Below are 21,115 nucleotides of genomic sequence, written 5' to 3'. Positions count from 1 at the left end.
CCTAAGTATATTTTGACCGATCACAATTTATTGCCCGCAAGCCCAGATGGCCAGCCTGCCGATCTGCCAGCCAGTCTGCCCGCCGAGCTCCAGGCGCCGCCTGGCAAGCACGATGCCGACATCGAGCGCCTGTTTGGCGCCGGCGGCCCGCTCGGTCCGGCCGTGGGCAGCTACAAGCCGCGCCGTTCGCAAACGGAAATGGCGAAAGCCATCGCCAGCGCCATCGACAGCCAGACGACCCTGATCGCCGAGGCGGGCACGGGCACAGGCAAGACCTTCGCCTACCTGGTGCCGGCCCTGATGTGGGGCGGCAAGACCATTGTGTCCACCGGTACCAAAAACTTGCAGGATCAGCTATTCCTGCGCGATATCCCCACCGTGCGCGCCGCGCTGCAGGCGCCCGTTTCCGTCGCCTTGCTGAAGGGGCGCTCGAACTATGTCTGCCACTATCACCTGGAACGCACCCTGCAAAACGGGCGCATGACGTCGCGCGACGACGTGGGCCACCTGCGCGAAATTTCGCGCTTCATCAAGATGACCAGCTCGGGCGACAAGGCCGAGCTGACCAAGGTGCCGGAAAACGCCATGATCTGGAACCTGGTGACGTCCACGCGCGACACCTGCATGGGCGCCGAGTGCCAGTATTACCAGGATTGCTTCGTCATGAAGGCCCGCAAGGAAGCCCAACAGGCCGACGTGGTGGTGGTCAACCATCACTTGTTCTTTGCCGACGTGGCCCTGAAGGATACGGGCGTGGCGGAATTGCTGCCATCGGCCAACACCATCATCTTCGATGAGGCGCACCAGTTGCCCGACACGGCCACTTTGTTCTTTGGCAATACGGTGTCGACGTCGCAAATCCTGGAACTGTGCCGCGACGTGCTGGCCGAGGGCCTCGCGCATGCGCGCGGCATCGACTGGGCCAAGACCGTCACGGTGGTGGAAAAGGCGGCGCGCGACCTGCGCCTGACCTTCCCGCAGGATATCGTGCGCCTGTCCCTGCCGCAGATCGCCCCCTCGAGCGACTTTTTCCCCGCGCTCGACACCCTCAAGGATGAGCTCGACGGCATGGTGGCCGTGCTGGAAACCCAGGCGGAACGGGCGGAAACGCTGGAACAGTGCCGCGTGCGCGGCGTCGAACTGGCGCAGCAGCTGAGCGGCTGGAAGTTCGATCCGAAAGCCAAGGTTGCGGCCGGCGAGGAAGCCGTGTTCTGGGTGGAAGCGTTTTCCAGTTCCTTGCAATTGCATAAAACGCCATTGTCGATCGCGCCCATCTTCAACAACCAGCGCGAAGGCACGCCGCGCAGCTGGATTTTCACGTCCGCCACCCTGGCCGTGAAAAACGACTTCAAGCATTTTTCTGAACAGATGGGCTTGACGGGCGAACCGTCGCATACGTGGCCGTCGCCGTTCGACTATGGCCAGCAAGGCTTGTTGTTCGTGCCGCAAAACCTGCCGCAACCGAATTCGCTGGGCTACACGGATGCCGTCATCGACTGCGCCTTGCCCATCATCGAGGCGGCGGGCGGGCGCACTTTCTTCCTGTGCACCACCTTGCGCGCCGTCAAGCGCGCGGCAGAACGCCTGGCCGACGAATTCAAGCAGCGGGGCCTGAACTTCCCCCTGTTCGTGCAGGGAGAAAAGGGCCGTACGGAATTGCTGGACCAGTTCCGCGCGGCCGGCAATGGCGTGCTGATCGGCAGCCAGAGTTTCTGGGAAGGCGTCGACGTGCGCGGCGACGCGCTGTCGCTCGTGATCATCGACAAGCTGCCATTCGCGCCGCCCGACGATCCGGTGCTGGCTGCGCGCATCGAAGTGATGGAAAAGCAGGGCAAGAACGGCTTCATGCACCATTCGCTGCCGGAAGCCATCATCAACCTGAAGCAGGGCGCGGGTCGCTTGATCCGTGACGAGGGCGATCGGGGCGTGCTGATGATCTGCGATCCGCGCCTCATTTCCAAGCCGTACGGCAAGCGCATCTGGCAAAGCCTGCCGCCGTTCAAGCGCACGCGCGACACCGCCGAAGTGGTTGAGTTCTTCCGCAACCTGCCCGCCAGGGGCGCCTAAGTCCTCGCTTAAGTCCTGCCTGCCGGCGCCATCCGCGCGCCGGCGTATTTCCCTTTGTTATCAATCACATGGCGTTTTTCGCGCGGCGCCCGCTTGCGCGCCCGGCATGCCAGAAATCGGCGCGATCGCGCCAGTTTCTGGCATTTTTCCTCATGTCCAGGACGCCAGACACATCTTTGCGCCAGCGCAAACAGGCTTGTTGCCGAGCGGTCTACAGTGAGCTCATGCCTTGCAGGGTCAAGGCGCGGCGATGGCAGGGCCGCACGGGGAACAGGGGGATGCCATGGAGATCCGCTACGGCTGTTTCTTGAGCTACGCGCACGGCCAATATGCGTTCATGAACAAGTTCAAGAATGACCTCATCGAGGCGTTGGCTTGCTATCTGGAACCGCACCTGGACCGCGAGGAAGTCCTGTTCATCGACAGCGAGCAACTGGGCGGCGGCGACGATATCGACTTGCGCGTGGCGCGCGCCATGTGCCAGAGCGTGTGCATGATCGTGCTGTACACGCCCAAATATGAAGCGCACGGCTACACGCGGCGCGAATTTGCCGCCATGCAATTGATCGAGCAGGAGCGGCGCGCCTGGTACGACTTGCCCAGCCACCTGATCATTCCCATCATCATGACGCGCCATCCGGACGGCTTGCCGCCGCAAATCACGGAATCGGGCCTGTACGTGGATTTTTCCGGCTATACCCTGGCCAGCGGCGACCTGAAATCGAATCCGCAATACCTGCCCGACATCGAACGCATCGTGCAGCGCATCGCCACGCATTACCACTTGCTCAAGCGGTCAACACCGCCCGGCCACGATTGCAGCCGTTTCGTGTTGCCCGCTATTCCGCCGGAATGGCGCGCCATTCCGCCTCCCCACTTTCCACGTTAATCACGTAAAAGGTCCTGTCATGGAATGCCAACGCCTCTCCCTGCCGCCTTTGAGCGCCCCTGGCGAAGTCGTCACCTTCTACTCCTACAAGGGCGGTACCGGCCGCACCATGGCCCTGTCGAACATCGCCGTGCTGCTGGCGCGCCGCGAAAACGCCAGCGTGCCCGTGCTGATGCTGGACTGGGACATGGAAGCGCCGGGCCTGCACCATTATTTCGAACAGCACGAGGAGCGACCGGGCGTGCTCGAGTTCTTCGAGGCGTGCCGCCAGCAGCTCGAGCGCATCAGCCTGGAAACGGCGGGCGCGCGCGCCGGCGGGCAGGCCAGGGGCCGGGAAGATGGGGGGCGCGAGGATGCGGCGCTGGCCCAGCGCGTGCTCGACGCCATCGACTGGCAGCAGTACGTGGTGCGCGTCGACCAAGGCAGTCCGCTGTACCTGATGCGCGCGGGGCGCTTCGACGCCAGCTACAGCGAGCGCCTGGCGCAGATGCGCTGGGATCAGCTGTTCGACAGCTGCCCGGCCCTGTTCCGCTGCTTCGCCGATACCCTGGCCCAGCATTTCCGTTACGTGCTGGTCGATTCGCGCACGGGCCGCACGGACAGCGCGGGCATCTGCACCACCTTGCTGCCGAAAAAGCTGGTGGTGGTCTTCACGCCGAACCGGCAAAGCCTGGAAGGCGTCGACGCGCTTGTCACGCGGGCCATCGAATACCGCCGCAGCCATGAAGACGAACAGCGCCCGCTGCTCGTGTACCCCTTGCCCTCGCGCATAGAAATGGGCGACGGGGCGCAGCGCGCCGAGTGGCGCCGCGGCGATGCGCACAAGGGCATCGCCGGCTTCCAGCCCATGTTCGAGCGCCTGCTGCGCACCTCGTATGGCTTGCCGCAGATCGCCCTCGACAGTTATTTCGACGAAGTCCAGCTGCAGCAGACGAAAACCTTTGCCTATGGCGAGCAATTGGCCGTGCGCATAGACCAGGGCGGCGACCGCTTTTCCCTCACGCGCACCTTCGAAGCCTTTTTGCACTGGCTGACGGGCGGCTACTTCCCCTGGCAATCGAGCCGTGAAATCGCCTTGCTGGGCGCCATCAGCGAAGCGCGCCAGGCCTTGCAGGCCGAACCGGGCCGCGCCGTGGCCCTGCCGCTGGCGCGCGACCTGGCGCGCCTGGGCGAGTTGTACCGCAAGGATGGCCGCAGCGGGCAGGCGCTCGATGCCTTCCGCCAAAGCGTCGAGATCCGCGTGCGCCTGTTGGGCGAGGAGCATCCCGACAGCCTGGCGTGCAAGAGCGGCATGGCGCGCCTGTTGCGCCAGCTGGGCAAGCTCGAGGAAGCCCGCTTCCTGGAAGAAGACGTGCTCGACGTGCGCGAACGGGTGCTGGGCAGCGAACATCCCGATACCCTGGCCGCCCGGGCCTGCCTGGCGAAAACCCTGTTGCTGCAGGGTGAACTGGCGGCGGCGCTGCTGCTGCAGGATGCGGTGCTGGCAAGCTATGCGCGCCAGCTGGGCGGCGAGCATCCGCTGACCCTGGAAGCGATGGATGGCCGCGCCGCCACCTTGCTGCGCATGGGCCGGCTGGCGCAGGCGCAGCAAGTGCTGGCCACGGTGGTGGCGGCGCGCGAGCGCCTGTTTGGCGCCGAGCATGGCGATACCTTGCGCAGCAAGCTGGCCCTGGCGCAGGCGCTGGGGCGTGAAGGCGACCTGGAAGGGGCGCGGCGCCTGTTCGCTGCCGTGCTGCAGGCGCAGGAGCGGCGCCTGGGCAGCGACCATGCGGCCACCCTGGCCACGCGCGATTTGCTGGCCGACATCGTCGCCGGGCAGGGCGACTGGGCCGGCGCGCGCCAGTTGCATGAAGACCAGGTGGCGGCGCGCGAGCGCACGCACGGGCTCGATCATCCGGAAACCCTGATGAGCCAGCGCAAGCTGGCCGAGGCACTGCTGCGGCGCGGTGAACTCGATGCGGCGCGCAGCGTGCAGGAGCAGGTGCTGGAAGTGCATGCGCGCCTGCTGGGCGAAGACCACCTCGATACCTTGCACAGCAAGACGCAACTTGCCGGCACCTTGCAGCAGCAGGGCGACAGCGCGGCGGCGCGCCTGCTGGAAGATGCCGTGCTCAGCGGCAGCGACCGGCTCTTGAACGCGCCCGTCACGGGACATGCAGACAGCGTGCTGGACGGCGCGCGACATTTGCAGGAAACCATCCTGGCCGGCCGCGCCAACGGGCACGAAGGGGCCGAGCCGGAGACCCTGGCCAGCATGATCTCTATGCTGCAAGGCATGATCGAGCGCGAACAGTATGCGCAGGCGGGCGAACTGGCCGAACATTTGAAGTCTTGCCTGCTGCGTCCGGGCGTGCCTGGCAAGCTGCGCAGGCGTGGCATGGCGCAGCTGAAAAGGATGTACAAATTACAAGGCGATTTGAATGCCTTGCTGGCCTTGCAGGAGGATGAAGTGCAGGCGCTGGAAGGGGCGCTGTCCGAGGCGCGCATCGAGCAGCGCTGATGCGGCGCGCCATGTCCGCGCGGCGGCACAAATAATGCTGTCTATCGGCGTGCGGTACGCGCAGTGTTGGCATTGCTTCAGGTAAAATCTCGTTATGAGAATTCTTATCAGTAACGACGACGGCTACCTGGCGCCTGGCTTGGCGGCCCTGGCCGATGCGCTCGCCCCTATTGCCGACATCGTCGTGGTGGCGCCCGACAGCAACCGTTCGGGCGCGTCCAATTCGCTGTCCCTGGACCGGCCCTTGTCCGTGCACAAGGCCGCCAACGGCTTTTATTTTGTCAACGGCACTCCCACCGACTGCGTGCACGTGGCGCTGACGGGCATGCTGATCGAGCGCCCCGACCTGGTGGTCTCCGGCATCAACAACGGCCCCAACATGGGCGACGACACCCTGTATTCGGGTACCGTGGCCGCCGCCACGGAAGGCTATCTGTTCGGCATTCCCGCCATCGCCTTTTCCCAGTCGCAGTTCGGCTGGGCCAACCTGGACGCGGCCGCCCGCGTGGCGAGGGAAATCGTCGAGCGCCAGTTTGATGCCCTGCAGAAACCATATCTGCTGAACGTGAACATCCCCGCCATTCCTTACGAGCAAATGCAAGGCGTGGTGGCCACGCGCCTGGGCAAGCGCCATTCGGCCGAGCCCGTGATCCGCGCGCTCGACCCCCGCGGCCGTGAAATCTTCTGGATCGGCCCCGCCGGCGCCGCCAAGGAAGGCGGTCCGGGCACGGACTTCCATGCTGTTGAACATGGGCAAGTGTCGATCACGCCGCTGCAGATCGACCTGACCCATACCACCCAACTCGATGCACTGGCAAAAGGCCTGGCATGACCGCTCACGATGACCGACAACCATGACCGATAAGCCGCGCACCTTCCCCCTGTCCCTCGATTCGCTGGCCGGCAAGCCCGCCAGGCAGGGCGGGGGGCAGTCGCTGGCCCAGTCCAGGATCGCCACGCCGCAGACGGCCACGCAGAATGCGGCGCAGAGCGCGGCGCGCGGCGGGGCGCCGCACCATGGCGCTGTGCCCATCGCCCCGTCGCGCGCCCAGGCCATCGCCAATGAGCGGGCGCAGCCGGCGGCGGTGTCGCCGCCGCGGCAAAACCCGCTCGTTTCGGAGGCCGTGCGCCGTGCCATGGTGGCGCGCATCGCGAAACAGGGTGTCAAGGACCAGGTGGTGCTGGACGCCATGCAAGCCGTGCCGCGCCACATGTTCATGGACGAGGCGCTGGCGTCGCAGGCGTATATCGACGCCTCGCTGCCCATCGGCCACCACCAGACCATTTCGCAGCCGTACATCGTGGCGCGCATGATCGAAGTGATGCGCCAGGGCGGGGCGTTGCAGCGCGTGCTGGAAATCGGCACGGGCTGCGGTTACCAGGCGGCGGTGCTGTCGCTGGTGGCAAAAGAGGTGTATTCGATCGAGCGCATCCGGCCCCTGCACGAGCTGGCGAAGGCCAATTTGCGCCCGCTGCGCGTGTCGAATCTGCGCTTGCAGTACGGAGATGGTATGCTTGGCCTGCCGCAGGCGGCGCCCTTCGACGGGATCATCCTTGCCGCAGCCGGCCTGGAAGTCCCGCAAGCCCTGCTGGAACAGCTGGCGCCCGGCGGGCGTCTGGTTGCGCCGGTGGGGGCTAAATTGCAACACTTACAACTCATTACCCGGGTGGGGAAAATGGAATGGACTAGCCAAACCCTGGAAGATTGCCATTTCGTACCTTTGCGCCCGGGCACCATATGATCCCCGGATCAGCTAGCAAGCAGGACATATAAATACATGCGAATGATTAAGAAAAGTAACATACTTCTATGTAGCATCACCTTGGCCGCGCTGTTGAGCGGTTGCGGCACGACGGGCGTCCAGGCGCCCGTCGTCGAGCGCCACCCCTCGAGCAGCAGCGCCGCCGCCAGCGATCCGCGCGACCGCGACCCGGCCTATTACACGGTCAAGCGTGGCGACACCCTGTTGCGCATCGCCCTCGAGCACGGGCAGAATTACCGCGACCTGGTGGCCTGGAATGACTTGAGCAACCCGAACGACATCAAGGTCGACCAGGTGCTGCGCGTGTTGCCGCCGAATGGCGACACGGGCGGCGCGCAAACGTCGGCCATCGTCATGCCGCCAGCGACGGAAGTCAAACCGGCCGCGCCTGTCGTACCGAAGAAAACGGGGCCGCGCGGCGAGAAGCGCGCGTATTCCGACGCCACCCTGGCCGAATTGCGCGCCGATGGCGGCATGGGCGACGCCAAGCCTGCGCCAGCCCCGGCGGCAACCGTCGCCGCCGCACCGGCCGCCGCCGCGGCAGCCCCTGCGGCATCGGCGCCTGGCGACGACAAGATCAGCTGGATGTGGCCTTCCGAAGGCAAGGTCATCGGCACTTTCGACGAAGGCAAGAACAAGGGCGTCGATATCGCCGGCAAGGCGGGCCAGCAAGTGGTGGCCGCCGGCGCGGGAAAAGTCATGTATGCCGGGAGCGGAATCCGTGGTTATGGTAATCTTGTCATCGTGAAGCACAGTAATAGTTTATTGTCGGCGTATGCGCATAACCGCAGCATCCTGGTGAAGGAAGGGCAGAACGTCAACAAAGGCCAGGCCATCGCCGAAATGGGCGATTCCGATGCCGACCGCGTGAAGCTGCACTTTGAAATTCGCCAGCAGGGCAAGCCTGTCGACCCTTCGAAATTCCTGCCTAACCGTTAGGTAAAGCAATGACACACGCGCCGCACGACCAGCTGGACGATGACCCGGAACTGCCGGAAGACGGGGCAGACGAAGTCGTGACGGACGATGCCGGCGAACTTGACGGCATCGATGCCGTCGACGCGGGCGAAGGCGGCGAGGTGGCCAGCGTCAGCGTGCTGGTCGAAAGTGTCGATGAATTGAAAAAAGTGCTGGCGGCCGAGCTGTCGACCGATACTACCCAGCACTATCTGAACCAGATCGGCACGCGGCCCCTGCTGACGGCGGCGCAAGAGGTGCATTACGCCACCCTCGCCAAGCAGGGCAATTTCGAAGCCCGGCAAACCATGATCGAGCACAACCTGCGTCTGGTCGTGTCGATCGCCAAGCATTACATCAACCGCGGCGTGGTCTTGCTCGACATGATAGAGGAAGGCAACATCGGCCTGATGCGGGCCATCGACAAGTTCGAGCCCGAGCGCGGTTTCCGTTTCTCTACCTACGCCACCTGGTGGATACGCCAGAGCATCGAGCGCGCCATCATGAACCAGGCGCGCACGGTGCGCCTGCCCGTGCACATGGTGCGCGAACTGAATCAAATTCTGCGCGGCAAGTACCACCTGGAAGCCCAGCACCACGACGGCAAGGATGCCACCGCGGAAGACATCGCCCACCTAGTGGGCCGTCCCGTGGAAGAGGTGCAGGATATCCTGGCCCTGTCCGAGCACGCCACGTCGCTCGACGCGCCGCTCGACAACGACCCGCAATCGTCGCTGATGGACATGTTGCCCGGCGCCAGCGAAGACAGCCCCGACGCGCGCGCGGAACACCATGAAATGACGGTGCTGGTGCGCGACTGGCTGACCAAGCTGCCCGACAAGCAGCGCGTCGTCATCATGCGCCGTTTCGGCCTCGACAACGACGACCCGGCCACCCTGGAAACCCTGGCCGAGGAAATGGGCGTGACGCGCGAGCGGGTGCGCCAGATCCAGCAGGAAGCCTTGATCAAGCTCAAACGGGCCATGGCCGCACGCGGCGTCGTGCGCGACTCCCTGCTGTAGCAAGTCTGATAAAACGCCCATGGCGGCGTTGCATGGCCTCGCCGTACTGGCGTACTGTCTTCGGCCACGCGCCTTGCCCTGCGCATTTTCTCAGGCTTGCTGCCCGGTGCGGGCTTGAGCGGCTTTTGCCTGTCGCGATCTGCTATCATACGCCCCGCTCGCGGCGCCTGACCTTTCCCCCATTCTTTCAAGTTCCAGCGCGGCCCTGCGTCCTGGCCCACTCTTACCTATTGATCGCTATGCAAGAAAATATCATCGAAATCAAATCGCTCGACATGGACGCCCGTGGCGTTGGCCATATTGAGAACGAAGACGGCTCGCCGGGCAAGGTCGTGTTTGTCGAAGGCGCGTTGCCGGGCGAGCGCGTCAGCTTTGTGACGTTCAAGAAAAAGAAGAACTGGGAAATGGCCCGCATGACGGCGCTGCACCGCGAATCGTCGATGCGCGTGACGCCCAAATGCAAGCATTTCGACAATTGCGGCGGCTGCTCGATGCAGCACCTGGAGCCGTCGGCGCAGGTGGCGATCAAGCAGCGCGTGCTGGAAGACAACTTGTGGCATATCGGCAAGGTGCGTCCGCAAAGCATCATGCGCCCCATGTATGGCCCGACGTGGGGTTACCGCTACCGCGCGCGCCTGTCCGTGCGCCACGTCAAGAAGAAAGACGCCGTGCTGGTGGGCTTCCATGAAAAGAAATCGGCGTTCGTGGCCGACATGGATAGCTGCGAAATCTTGCCGCCGCACATCTCCGCCATGCTGCTGCCGCTGCGTGGATTGATTGCTTCGCTGTCCATCTTCGACCAGATGCCGCAGATCGAGCTGGCCGTGGGCGAAGACGTCACCGCCATGGTCTTGCGCATCATGGCGCCCTTGACGGCGGATGACGAAACGAAATTGAAGGCCTTTGCCGACGAATACGGCGTGCAATGGTGGCTGCAGGTGAAAGGCCCGGAAACGGCCGTGCCGTTCTATCCGCTGGACAAGCAATTGCACTACCTGCTGCCGGAATTCGGCGTCAAGATGCCGTTCAAGCCCGTCGATTTTACCCAGGTGAACCACCACATCAACCGCGTGCTGGTATCGAAAGCCCTGCGTTTGCTGGAAGTGCAGCCGACGGACCGCGTGGCCGACCTGTTCTGCGGCCTGGGCAATTTCACCTTGCCGCTGGCCACGCAAGGCAGCGAAGTGGTCGGTATCGAAGGCAGCACCACCCTGACGGAGCGGGCGCTGGAAAACGCGCTGGCCAATGGCCTGGCGGAAAAAACCTCGTTCTCGACGCGCAACCTGTTCGAAGTGACGACGGACGACCTGATCGCGCTGGGCAAGTTCGACCGCATCCTCGTCGACCCGCCGCGCGATGGCGCCATGGCCCTGTGCCAGGCGCTGGTCGGCCTGTCGCAAGTGCGTCCGGACCTGCTGCCGAAACGCATCGTGTATGTGTCGTGCAGCCCGTCGACCCTGGCGCGCGACGCCGGCATCCTGGCGCTGGAAGCGGGTTATGTGCTGAGCAAGGCGGGCGTGGTGAACATGTTCCCGCATACTTCGCACGTCGAATCGATGGCGGTGTTTGATCTTGCGCAATAAGTATTAAAGATACGGCGGGTGGCCAGGCAGGCACCCGCCGCTGCCGCGTTCAGCGGCGCAGCAAGCTCCCCCCCATACCACTTACAGCGTGTTATAAAACTGGTCTGTCTTTTCCTGATCCAGCGTCTTTTTTCATCCTTCCTCTGCCGTTTTTTTGCTTGTCCAGTAGGACAACGCGCCGTCCGTCTCCGCCGTGATGCTTTCTTTGTAAAGTGGTATTGCCCACTTTGAGGCCACTTCAAAACCACTTGACCGCCTATTTTTTCAGCAGCATGCTGTTCTTGCAACTGCAAAAAACAAAATCACAGGGTAGCTTTTTCATTGAAGCAGAGTGGTATTTCCGCAAACCTGAACAGGAGACAACGTGGAAAATTTAATACTCAAGAAAACGATCAGGAACATGATGGTATGTCTGGCCAGCGGTGGCGTGCTGGCGGCCTGCGGCGGCGGCGGTGACGCCGGCGCGCCGGCCGGTTCGCAATTGCTGGCGGCCAGCACGGTGGTCGCGTGCGTGCCGTGGCAAGAGGGCGGCACGTATAACGCGGGCACGGTGGTCACCTACCTGGGCGCCAACTACACGGCCCTGGTGACGCAGACCGATCACGTCGGCTCGGGTTGGAACCCCGTTTCCACGCCGAGCCTGTGGAGCGCCGGCGGCACGTGCGATGGCGGCACCACGCCAACTCCTACGCCGACACCGACCCCGACGCCCACGCCCACGCCCACGCCGACACCGGCGCCTACGCCGAATCCGACGCCCACCCCGACGCCAACGCCAACCGGCGGCACGTGCGCGCTGGCGTGGGTGGCCGGCACGGCTTACAGCGCGGGCGCCACCGTCAGCTATGCGGGCACGAATTACCGCGCCAATTACTGGACGCAGGGCGACAACCCGTCGACCAGCAGCGGCGCCGCCGGCACGGGCAAGCCATGGACCAGCCTGGAGATCTGCAGCACCACGCCTACCCCGACACCAACGCCTACCCCGACGCCGACGCCGACCCCGACGCCAACGCCAACGCCAACGCCAACGCCAACGCCAACGCCAACGCCAACGCCAACGCCGACGCCAACGGGCCGCGAAGTCGGTTCCTATTTCGCCCAATGGGGCGTGTATGGCCGCGACTATGAAGTGGCAAACGTGCATACCAGCGGCGTGGCCGACAAGTTGACCTTCATCAACTACGCTTTCGGCAATATCTATCCGAAAAACGGCGGCTATGAATGCGCCATGATCACCAAGACGGAGCCGGGCGCGACGAATCCGAATTCGCCGGATGCGGGCACGGGCGGCGATGCCGAGGCCGACTACATCCGCACGCCGAAGCGCACCGTCGATGGCCAGGCCATCCCGTGGGATGCACCGTTGTCGGGCAACTTCCTGCAGTTGAGAAAGCTCAAGGCGGCGCACCCGAACTTGAAACTGTTCATCTCGCTGGGCGGCTGGAGCTGGTCGAAGAACTTCTCCGTCGGTTCCGCCACGGATGCGCTGCGCAAGCAGATGGTGCGCTCGTGCATCGACATCTACATCAAGGGCAACCTGCCGGTGCAGGGCGGCCGTGGCGGCGTGGGCGCGGCGGCGAATATCTTTGACGGCATCGACATCGACTGGGAATATCCGGTCGGCGGCGGCCAGCCGTACAACACGGTCAGCCCCAACGACAAGCGCAATTTCACCTTGCTGATGGCGGAATTCCGCGCCCAGCTCGATGCGCTCGGCGCCGCCAACGGCAAGCGTTACCTGTTGACGGCCGCTGTCGGTGCCGGCAAGGACAAGATCGACAACACGGAACCGGCCCTGTACTCGCAGTACATGGATTGGATCAACCTGATGACCTACGACTTCCACGGCGGTTGGGAAAACAGTACCAACTTCAACGCCCAGCTGTTTGCCGACCCTGCCGATCCGTCGACAGGCATGGCGCGCGAATACGTGGGCGACAAGGCGGTGCAGTACATGATTGCCGCCGGCGTGCCGCGCGACAAGCTGCTGCTGGGCATACCGTTCTATGGCCGCGGCTGGACGGGCGTGGCGCCGGGACCGAATGGCGATGGCCTGTACCAGGCTGCCACGGGCACGGCGCCAGGCACGTACGAGTCGGGCATCGAGGACTATAAAATCCTCGTCGCCAAGGCCGGCACGCGCTACTACCATCCCGTGACCAAGCAGCTGTACCTGTACACGGGTGCGGGCGGCCAGTGGTGGAGCTATGACGATCCGACCGTCATCGGCACCAAGGTGAAATACGTCAAGGACCAGGGCTTGCGCGGCGCGTTCTCGTGGGAACTCGATGGCGACGCGAATGGCGTGCTGGCAACCGAGGTGTGGAAAGTGCGGTAATGTTGATGTAGCGTAAGACGCGGCCGGATAGCCATGCTGTCCGGCCGCTTATTCATATAAAAACACGGGAGGCGGGCGATGGCGGCGGTATCGACATTCGGAGTCAAGCAGAAGCAGCAACAGGAGCAGCAGCAGCAGCAGGAGCAGGAGCTGAGCCGCGAGTGGCGCAGCTGGATCGCGGAAAACCTCATGCTGGGCAGCCATCCGTCGGCGCTGATGCCGGTGCTGCAGCAGGCCGGCATCGCGGAGGCCCTGGCGCGCCGCGAAGTGGAGCTGGCGCTGCAGAGTCCCTACCTGGCCGGCGCCGTGCGCCTGTCGAACCGCCTGGCCAAGCGCGACTGGGTGATCGACATCCAGCGCAAGCTGAACCACCTGCGCACCCCCGAGATTCCCCGCCGCGACAAGCTGTCCGCGCAGGAATTCCTGGACGAATACTATTCCACCAACCAGCCCGTCATCATCACGGGCATGATGGATGACTGGCCCGCCATAGCGAAATGGAGTCCCGCGTATTTCCGCGAGTATTACGCGCAGCGCGAAGTGGAAGTGCAGTTCGGCCGCGAAGCGGATGCCCAATATGAAATGAACAGCGTGGCGCACAAGCGCAAGATGGCGTTCGGCGAGTACGCCAGCCTGGTCGAGAGCAGCGGTGCGACCAACGATTTCTACATGACGGCGAATAACAATTCGCAGAACCGCCAAGCCTTGCGCGAGCTGTGGGACGATATCGGCCAGCTTCCCGAATACCTGCGCCAGGATGGCGGCCCCACGGGATTTCTATGGTTTGGTCCGGCCGGCACGGTGACGCCGTTCCACCACGACCTGACGAACAACTTCATGGCCCAGGTCAAGGGGCGCAAGCGCCTGCGCATCATGGCCGCCTGCGAGGTGGCGCGCGTGTACAACCAGCGCCACTGCTTTACGCCCGTCGACGGGCGCGATATCGACCTGCGGCGCTATCCGCTGATGGCCGACGTGCAAGTGCGCGAATGCGTGCTGGCGCCGGGCGAGATCCTGTTCCTGCCCGTCGGCTGCTGGCATTTCGTCGAAGCGCTCGACGTATCGATGACGGTGGCGTTTACCAATTTCAAATGGGATAACGACTTTTACAGCAAGTACCCATCGAATCACGACTTTTGATCGTGGCGCCGCATGGCGCGAACCTGCCGCGAACAGCCGCCTTACGGGCGGCTTTTTGCATGTTACGGGGTACATCCTGCATAAGATATTTCCACAAAATAATTGATTCAAATCATTTTGCAGCAATTATTTTGATATGAATGACCATGATGTTTCATTATCCAGATGGCGATGGCGGGCGGATAATTTTATGGCTGGCGCTGCGCCGGGCCGCTGATGGGCTTTGCCGGCGCGCGCCAGCACCGACAACCATCTGGAGGCGGCAGGGCATGAACACGCAGCACACGACACAAGCAGCAATGCAGTTGCAGCAAACACCGAAAATCACCGTGGACACGCGGCTGACGCGCGAAGCGGCCGAATTGCTGGCGAAGGCCGACATCCATTTGAATGGCCGCGCCGCCTGGGACATGCAGCTGCGCAAGCCGGGCGTGCCGGAGCGCGCCTTCGCCAGCGGCAACCTGGGCCTGGGCGAAGCGTACATGGACGGCGACTGGGATGCGCAGCAGCTCGATGAATTCTTTTGCCATTTGCTGCGCGCCAGGGTGGCCGATGATGTGCGCCCCATGCGCCTGGCGTTCCACGCGCTGTACGCGCGCCTGTTCAACTTGCAGACGGAGCGCCGCGCCTGGATGGTGGGCAAGGAGCACTATGATCTGGGCAATGCCTTCTATGCGGCCATGCTCGATCCGCGCATGACCTATACGTGCGGCTACTGGAAGGATGCCGGCAACCTGGCCGAGGCGCAGGAAGCGAAGCTCGATTTGATCTGCCGCAAGCTCGGGCTGGAACCGGGCATGCGCGTGCTCGACATCGGCTGCGGCTGGGGCAGTTTCATGCGCTATGCGGCGGAAAAATACCAGGTGCAGTGCGTGGGCGTGACGATTTCGAAAGAGCAGGCCGCGTATGGGCGCAGCATGCCGGGTGGTGAGCGCCTGGACTTCCGCCTGCAGGATTACCGCGACACCAATGAAAAATTCGACCGCATCGTCAGCATCGGCATGTTCGAGCACGTGGGCCACAAAAACCACCGCACCTTCATGGAAGTGGCGCACCGCTGCCTGGAAGACGATGGCCTGTTCCTGCTGCACACGATCGGCAAAAATAAACGCCATTCCACGTGCGATCCGTGGATCGACAAATACATCTTCCCGAACGGCGACTTGCCGTCGCTGGGCCAGATCGGCGACGCCATGGACGATTTATTTGTGGCCGAAGACTTGCACAACTTCGGCGCCGACTACGACAAGACCCTGATGGCCTGGCATGCGAATTTCGAGCAGGCGTGGCCGCGCTTTGCCGCCCAGCTGGGCGAACGCTTCCACCGCATGTGGTCATACTATCTGCTGTCCTGCGCGGGCGCCTTCCGCGCGCGCGATTTGCAGCTGTGGCAATGGGTCTTGTCGAAACAGGGCGTATTGGGCGGCTATGAGCGTGTCAGTTGAGATGCGCGGCAACTGATATGATGGATTGATGGATATCAATCAAGCGCGTACCTTCCTGGAAGTGGCTTCCTGCGGCAGCTTCATCATGGCCGCCGAACGCATGCACGTGACGCAGACGGCTGTCAGCGCCCGCATCCGCACCCTGGAGCAGCAGCTGGGGCGCCAATTGTTCGTGCGCAACAAGGCGGGTGCGCGCCTGACGCCGGCCGGCGAGCGCTTCATGCGCCACGCGGCCACCATGGTGCAGGTGTGGGAGCGGGCGCGCCACCAGGTGGCCTTGCCGCCGGGGCGCGACGACGCCGTCAGCATCGGCTGCGAGCTGAGCTTGTGGCAGCCGCTGCTCGGCGACTGGCTGATACGCATGAGCCGCGACTGCCCCGAGATCGCCCTGCGCGCGGAAGTCGACAGTCCCGCGCGCCTGCTCGACGCCGTGCACGACGGCTCGCTCGACCTGGCCGTGCTGTACAACCCGCCGCAGCGTCCGGGCCTGGCCAGCGAATTGCTGGCCGAGGAAAAACTGGTGATGGTGACCACGCGCGATGACGGCCAGATGCAGGCCGATACGTATGTGTACGTGGACTGGGGCCCCAGTTTCGCCGCCAATCACCAGGCCGCGTATCCGGAGCTGAGCAGCCCGCCCATCTCGATCTCGCTGGGGCCGCTGGCGCTCGTCTACCTGCTGGACGTGGGCGGCGCCAGTTACTTCCGCATCGGCAGCGCGCAACCCTATCTCGATGCGGGCCTCCTGTTCCGCGTGCGCGACGCGCCCGAATTCTCGCATTCCGCCTACGCCGTCTACGCGGCCCAGCGCGACAACCCGACCCTGGACCGCGCCCGCGCCTGCCTGCTGGAGGTGGCGGAAAAGGGCAAATAGATGCGACAGACGTAAAAAAGCCGACCCGAAGGTCGGCTTTTATTTTCATGCGTATAAGCGCAATGCTTAGTCGCGGCTGCCGCCGGCGAAACCCAGGAGCGACAACAGGCTGGTGAAGATGTTGTACACGTCCAGGTAGATGCGCAGGGTGGCCGAGATATAGTTGGTCTCGCCGCCGTTGATGATTTGCTGCACGTCATACAGGATGTAGGCCGAGAAGATGGCGATGGCGACCATGGAGATCACGATCGACAGTGCCGACAGGCCCAGGAAGATGTTCGCTACCGATGCCAGGATCAGCACGATCACGCCGGCGAACAGCCATTTGCCCATGGCCGAGAAGTCGCGCTTCGAGACCGTGGCGATGGTCGCCATCACGGCCAGGATGGTGGCCGTGCCGCCGAATGCCGTCATGATCAGCATGCCGCCGTTCGAATAGCCCAGGGTACGCGTCAGGATAGGCGTGAGCATCAGGCCCATGAAGAAGGTAAAGCCCAGCAGGACGGCGACGCCCAGGCCCGAGTTCTTGGTCTTTTCAATCGCGTACATGAAGCCGAATGCGACGGCCATGAAGATGATGAAACCCATGCCGCCGGTCAACATCGGCAAATGCATCTGCACGCCGATGAAGGCGCCCAGCACGGTCGGGATCATGGACAGCGCCAGCAGCCAGTAAGTGTTGCGCAAGACCTGATGGCGGACTTGCTGCATGCCCCCCGACAGGTCAAAGGTGCGTTGCATGTTCTGATTCATAGTGCCTCCGTGTTGTCAATTCAAATTACTGCTTTGCCCAAGGATAGCATGAGGGCCGGAATTTGCCAAAAAAGCAGCTTAAGATTTCATTAAACGGGGGCAGGGCGGCAAGATGCCCCCTGCCTGTCTGGGTGATATGGGGTGGAGTATGGTAAAATCAAAGGTTGATTGAGTTATCAATTTACCGTTTTAAACCTTACTTTTTATTGGAGTTTTCACACATGGCAATCGAACGCACCCTGTCGATCATCAAACCAGACGCAGTTGCAAAAAACGTAATCGGTCAAATCTACTCCCGTTTTGAAAACGCCGGCCTGAAAATCGTTGCAGCACGCATGACCCAACTGTCGCGCGAACAAGCTGAAGGCTTCTACGCAGCGCACAAAGAACGCGGCTTCTTCAAGGATCTGGTCGACTTCATGGTTTCCGGTCCAGTCATGATCCAAGCCCTGGAAGGCGAAAACGCCGTTCTGGCCCACCGTGACCTGATGGGCGCGACCGATCCGAAGAAAGCAGAAAAAGGCACGATCCGCGCCGATTTCGCCGATTCGATCGACGCTAACGCCGTACACGGTTCCGACGCTGTCGAAGCTGCTAAAGTGGAAATCGCTTACTTCTTCCCAGAACTGAAGGCTTAATTGCCTTAGATAACGTTATTTCCTGGCGTTATCTGTGAAATAACTTATCACCCCCTGTTCCCGCTGCGCTGTGGAGTTTTCGCTCCGGATGCGCGCGGGGACGGATTTTTAGAATAGACATGATCATGAATACGACGACCCTCACCAACTTGCTGGACCTTGATCCCGCGCAACTCATCGCCTACTGCGCCGAGTTGGGAGAGAAACCGTTTCGTGCGAAACAATTGCAACGTTGGATACACCAGTTCGGCGCTTCCGATTTCGACGCCATGACGGACCTGGCCAAGTCGCTGCGCGACAAGCTGGCCACGCGCGCCGAAGTGCGCGCCCCGGCCATCATCAGCGACCACACGTCAACGGATGGCACGCGCAAGTGGCTGGTCGACGTGGGCAATGGCAATGCCGTGGAAACCGTGTTCATTCCGGAAGAAAACCGCGGCACCCTGTGCATCTCGACCCAGGCCGGCTGCGCCGTGAACTGCCGTTTCTGCTCGACGGGCAAGCAAGGCTTCAACCGCAACCTCAGTGTTGGCGAGATCATCGGCCAGCTGTGGATGGCCGAATTCGAATTGCGCCGCACCAAGGGCATCGAACCGGGCCCGAAAGGCGAGCGCCAGATCACCAACGTGGTGATGATGGGCATGGGCGAGCCCCTGCTGAACTTTGAGCCGACCGTCACGGCCTTGAAATTGATGCTCGACGACAACGCTTACGGCCTGTCGCGCCGCCGCGTAACCCTGTCGACGTCGGGCGTGGTGCCGATGATGGACAAGCTGTCGCAGGAAGTGCCGGTGGCCCTGGCCGTCTCGCTGCACGCCTCGAACGATGCCTTGCGCGACGGTTTGATTCCACTGAACAAGAAATACCCGCTGAAGGAATTGATGGCGGCCTGCAAACGCTACCTGGAATTCGCCCCGCGCGATTTCATCACGTTCGAATACTGCATGCTGGACGGCGTCAACGACAGCGACGAGCACGCGCGCGAACTGCTGGCGCTGGTGCAAGACCGCGAGTTCGGCGTGAACTGCAAGTTCAACCTGATCCCGTTCAATCCTTTCCCCGAGTCGGGCCTGTTCCGCTCGAAAAACCCGCGCATCAAGTCCTTTGCCCAGGTGCTGATGGATGGCGGCATCATCACCACCGTGCGCAAGACGCGCGGCGACGATATCGATGCGGCCTGCGGCCAGCTGGCCGGCGAAGTCAAGGACCGCACGCGGGTGCAGGAGCGCATGGAAAAGATGACTGAGTATCAACAGAAATTTGGCGCCAATTTCGGCAAGATCGTGGAAATCCGCTCCTGATGAGGGAAGGCATGGCTTACCAACGCTCGCTCGCTGTGGCCGCTGTTTGCCTGGCCGTGCTGCTGGTCGGCTGTGCTTCCGCTCCCGTCGATGCGGGCGCCGCCTTGCGCCAGGAGGTGCTGGCGAGTACGCAGGAGCGTGCCGCGCTGCGCTTGCAGCTGGCCAGCGCGTATTATGCGCAAGGCCAGCTCGACGTGGCCCTGGCGGAAGCGGAACAGGCCGTGCAACTGGCGCCGAACGATGCGCAAGCCTATGGCGTGCGCGCCCTGATCCTCGCGGCCCAGCGGCAAACTGTGCCTGCTGAGAAAGATTTCCTTTACGCTTTGCGCCTTGCGCCCCACAATCCTGAGTTGAGCAATAATTACGGCCTGTTTTTGTGCCAGACGGGACGCGCCGCGCAATCGCTGGCGTATTTCGATGCGGCCTTGGCCGATGCGGCGTATGTGTCGCCGGAAAAAGCGCTCAACAATGGGGGCGCTTGCAGCCTGGCCCTGAACGATTACCCGCGTGCGGGCGCATATTTGATGCGCGCCGTGCGCATCGCACCGGACGTGGCAGTGACGAACGCCGGCCTGGTGCGCGTGTATTACCAACAGCAAGACTACCGGCAAGCGGCTTATTATTTGCAGCGGCTCGGCAGGATAGCAACAATGGAGAGCCAGACGGCCGATGTGCTGTGGCTCGGGATCAAGGTGCAGCATAAGCTCGGGGATGCGGGTGCGGAAGCTGGCCTGGGGGCGCATTTGCGCAACCACCATTCCGGCTCCCCCGAATATGCTGCTTATCAAAATGGGGCGTTTGATGAGTGAGACAGGGATACCAATGAATTCAGAGTGGGCAGAAACGCCTCAGCAGCAGCCCCAGGGCAATCTTGCGTTGGCAGGCGCACAGTTGAAGGCGCAGCGCGAAGCGCTGGGCTGGCCGGTGGAACAGGTGGCCGACCAGCTCAAGCTGGCGCCGCGCCAGGTGATCGCGCTGGAAGAGGGCGACATGGCGGCTTTGCCGAACGTGGCCGTGGTGCGCGGTTTCGTGCGCGCCTACGCCAAGGTGGTGCGCCTCGACGCGGCGCCGCTGGTGGCCATGATCGAAGTCCATCCGGCGCCGGCGCAAGATCCGGCCGCGCCCGTGCGGCGCGAGATTTCCGCCACGTTTTCCGAATCGCGCTTCCCGTCGATGACGCAGCGTTCGTCGAACCAGACTCCCCTCTGGATCGCCGGCGCCGTGGCTGTTGTCGTGGCGGCCGCCTTTGGCGCCTATAAGCTCGGCTATGTGCCGACCAGCCTGCTGTCCGCGCATGTCGAGAAAGAAACGGCGCATGCGGAAGTGGGTCCCGTGGAAACGACCCTGATCAAGCCGGGCCAGGATTTGACGCCCGTGCAGTCGCCGTCCGTGCCCCTGATTTCCGTGCCGCCGCCGCCAGGCAACGATACGCAGACGGGTGCTCCGGCCTCCGCCATCGCTTCGGCGCCGGCCGCCGCCGTGCCGCCAGCAGCTGCGCCGGCAACGACGCCAGCATTGACGCCAGCATTGACGCCAGCGGCCACGGCCGCCGTCACGCCGCCGGCGGCTGCCGTGGGCGCGAATGCGCTGGTGCTGAAGGTGGAGCAGGATTCCTGGGTGGAAATTCGCCGTCCCGGCACCTCGCCGCTGATTTCGCGTATGGTCAAGGCGGGCAGCACGGAAACGTTCGATATCACCGGTCCGGCCACCTTGGTGGTGGGCAAGCCTGGTGTCGTGCAGGCAACTTTGCGCGGCGCCAAGCTGGACTTGCCGACCGTTGCCGGTGGCACGATTTCCCGTGTCAGCATCAAATAATTGCAGTAATCGTTCAAGCAAACTCAG

Annotated in this window: 17 protein-coding genes; 16 read left to right on the top strand and 1 reads right to left on the bottom strand. The window is 63.0% G+C overall.

Annotated features, from left to right (window positions below):
• The first annotated feature begins 30 nt into the window (after window positions 1-30).
• The 12 genes from O3299_RS12845 (at window position 31) to O3299_RS12790 (ending at window position 16,581) form a co-directional block, all read left to right on the top strand.
• Complete coding sequence (locus tag O3299_RS12845) at window positions 31-2,067, top strand: ATP-dependent DNA helicase (protein WP_370385278.1); 2,037 nt, start codon at window positions 31-33, stop codon at window positions 2,065-2,067.
• 283 nt (window positions 2,068-2,350) lie between these two features.
• The gene (locus O3299_RS12840; RefSeq protein WP_035820738.1) at window positions 2,351-2,956 is read left to right on the top strand and encodes a toll/interleukin-1 receptor domain-containing protein; all 606 of its coding nucleotides are present in this window, start codon (window positions 2,351-2,353) and stop codon (window positions 2,954-2,956) included.
• 19 nt (window positions 2,957-2,975) lie between these two features.
• Window positions 2,976-5,456 (top strand): tetratricopeptide repeat protein, encoded by a 2,481-nt coding sequence (locus tag O3299_RS12835; RefSeq protein WP_305052771.1) that lies wholly within the window; start codon window positions 2,976-2,978, stop codon window positions 5,454-5,456.
• A gap of 94 nt (window positions 5,457-5,550) precedes the next feature.
• A complete protein-coding gene (surE, locus tag O3299_RS12830; protein WP_034789072.1) occupies window positions 5,551-6,288 on the top strand; it encodes a 5'/3'-nucleotidase SurE in 738 nt (245 codons plus the stop codon).
• Between the two features lie 22 nt (window positions 6,289-6,310).
• Window positions 6,311-7,198 (top strand): protein-L-isoaspartate(D-aspartate) O-methyltransferase, encoded by an 888-nt coding sequence (locus tag O3299_RS12825; protein WP_305062453.1) that lies wholly within the window; start codon window positions 6,311-6,313, stop codon window positions 7,196-7,198.
• Window positions 7,199-7,240: 42 nt separating this feature from the next.
• On the top strand, window positions 7,241-8,158 hold the full coding sequence (locus O3299_RS12820; protein ID WP_305052769.1) for a peptidoglycan DD-metalloendopeptidase family protein: 918 nt from the start codon (window positions 7,241-7,243) through the stop codon (window positions 8,156-8,158).
• A gap of 8 nt (window positions 8,159-8,166) precedes the next feature.
• Window positions 8,167-9,198, top strand: a complete 1,032-nt coding sequence (rpoS, locus tag O3299_RS12815; RefSeq protein WP_077407335.1) for an RNA polymerase sigma factor RpoS — start codon at window positions 8,167-8,169, stop codon at window positions 9,196-9,198.
• 239 nt (window positions 9,199-9,437) lie between these two features.
• The gene (gene rlmD, locus O3299_RS12810) at window positions 9,438-10,781 is read left to right on the top strand and encodes a 23S rRNA (uracil(1939)-C(5))-methyltransferase RlmD (RefSeq protein WP_305062452.1); all 1,344 of its coding nucleotides are present in this window, start codon (window positions 9,438-9,440) and stop codon (window positions 10,779-10,781) included.
• A 364-nt stretch (window positions 10,782-11,145) separates the two neighbouring features.
• Window positions 11,146-13,122, top strand: a complete 1,977-nt coding sequence (locus tag O3299_RS12805; protein ID WP_305062451.1) for a glycosyl hydrolase family 18 protein — start codon at window positions 11,146-11,148, stop codon at window positions 13,120-13,122.
• A gap of 78 nt (window positions 13,123-13,200) precedes the next feature.
• Complete coding sequence (locus tag O3299_RS12800; protein ID WP_305062450.1) at window positions 13,201-14,262, top strand: cupin-like domain-containing protein; 1,062 nt, start codon at window positions 13,201-13,203, stop codon at window positions 14,260-14,262.
• Window positions 14,263-14,561: 299 nt separating this feature from the next.
• Window positions 14,562-15,707, top strand: a complete 1,146-nt coding sequence (cfa, locus tag O3299_RS12795; RefSeq protein WP_305062970.1) for a cyclopropane fatty acyl phospholipid synthase — start codon at window positions 14,562-14,564, stop codon at window positions 15,705-15,707.
• A 28-nt stretch (window positions 15,708-15,735) separates the two neighbouring features.
• Window positions 15,736-16,581 (top strand): LysR family transcriptional regulator, encoded by an 846-nt coding sequence (locus tag O3299_RS12790; protein ID WP_099667084.1) that lies wholly within the window; start codon window positions 15,736-15,738, stop codon window positions 16,579-16,581.
• A gap of 66 nt (window positions 16,582-16,647) precedes the next feature.
• Here O3299_RS12790 and O3299_RS12785 read toward each other — a convergent pair whose 3' ends face one another.
• The gene (locus O3299_RS12785) at window positions 16,648-17,334 is read right to left on the bottom strand and encodes a Bax inhibitor-1/YccA family protein (protein WP_034752039.1); all 687 of its coding nucleotides are present in this window, start codon (window positions 17,332-17,334) and stop codon (window positions 16,648-16,650) included.
• Window positions 17,335-17,555: 221 nt separating this feature from the next.
• On the opposite strand from O3299_RS12785, the gene ndk reads away from it, so the two are divergent.
• From ndk to O3299_RS12765, 4 genes are all read left to right on the top strand, one after another.
• The gene (gene ndk, locus O3299_RS12780; RefSeq protein WP_034752036.1) at window positions 17,556-17,972 is read left to right on the top strand and encodes a nucleoside-diphosphate kinase; all 417 of its coding nucleotides are present in this window, start codon (window positions 17,556-17,558) and stop codon (window positions 17,970-17,972) included.
• Between the two features lie 125 nt (window positions 17,973-18,097).
• On the top strand, window positions 18,098-19,273 hold the full coding sequence (gene rlmN / locus O3299_RS12775; RefSeq protein ID WP_289904161.1) for a 23S rRNA (adenine(2503)-C(2))-methyltransferase RlmN: 1,176 nt from the start codon (window positions 18,098-18,100) through the stop codon (window positions 19,271-19,273).
• A gap of 11 nt (window positions 19,274-19,284) precedes the next feature.
• On the top strand, window positions 19,285-20,082 hold the full coding sequence (pilW, locus tag O3299_RS12770; protein ID WP_305052766.1) for a type IV pilus biogenesis/stability protein PilW: 798 nt from the start codon (window positions 19,285-19,287) through the stop codon (window positions 20,080-20,082).
• A 67-nt stretch (window positions 20,083-20,149) separates the two neighbouring features.
• The gene (locus O3299_RS12765; protein WP_369812269.1) at window positions 20,150-21,088 is read left to right on the top strand and encodes a helix-turn-helix domain-containing protein; all 939 of its coding nucleotides are present in this window, start codon (window positions 20,150-20,152) and stop codon (window positions 21,086-21,088) included.
• The last annotated feature ends 27 nt before the right edge of the window (window positions 21,089-21,115 follow it).

Origin of the sequence: Janthinobacterium sp. SUN176 (assembly GCF_030587335.1) — a bacterium.
Classification (GTDB): domain Bacteria; phylum Pseudomonadota; class Gammaproteobacteria; order Burkholderiales; family Burkholderiaceae_D; genus Janthinobacterium; species Janthinobacterium kumbetense.
Note: the sequence above shows the minus strand (reverse complement) of the source record. Positions and strands in the feature narration are given on the sequence as shown.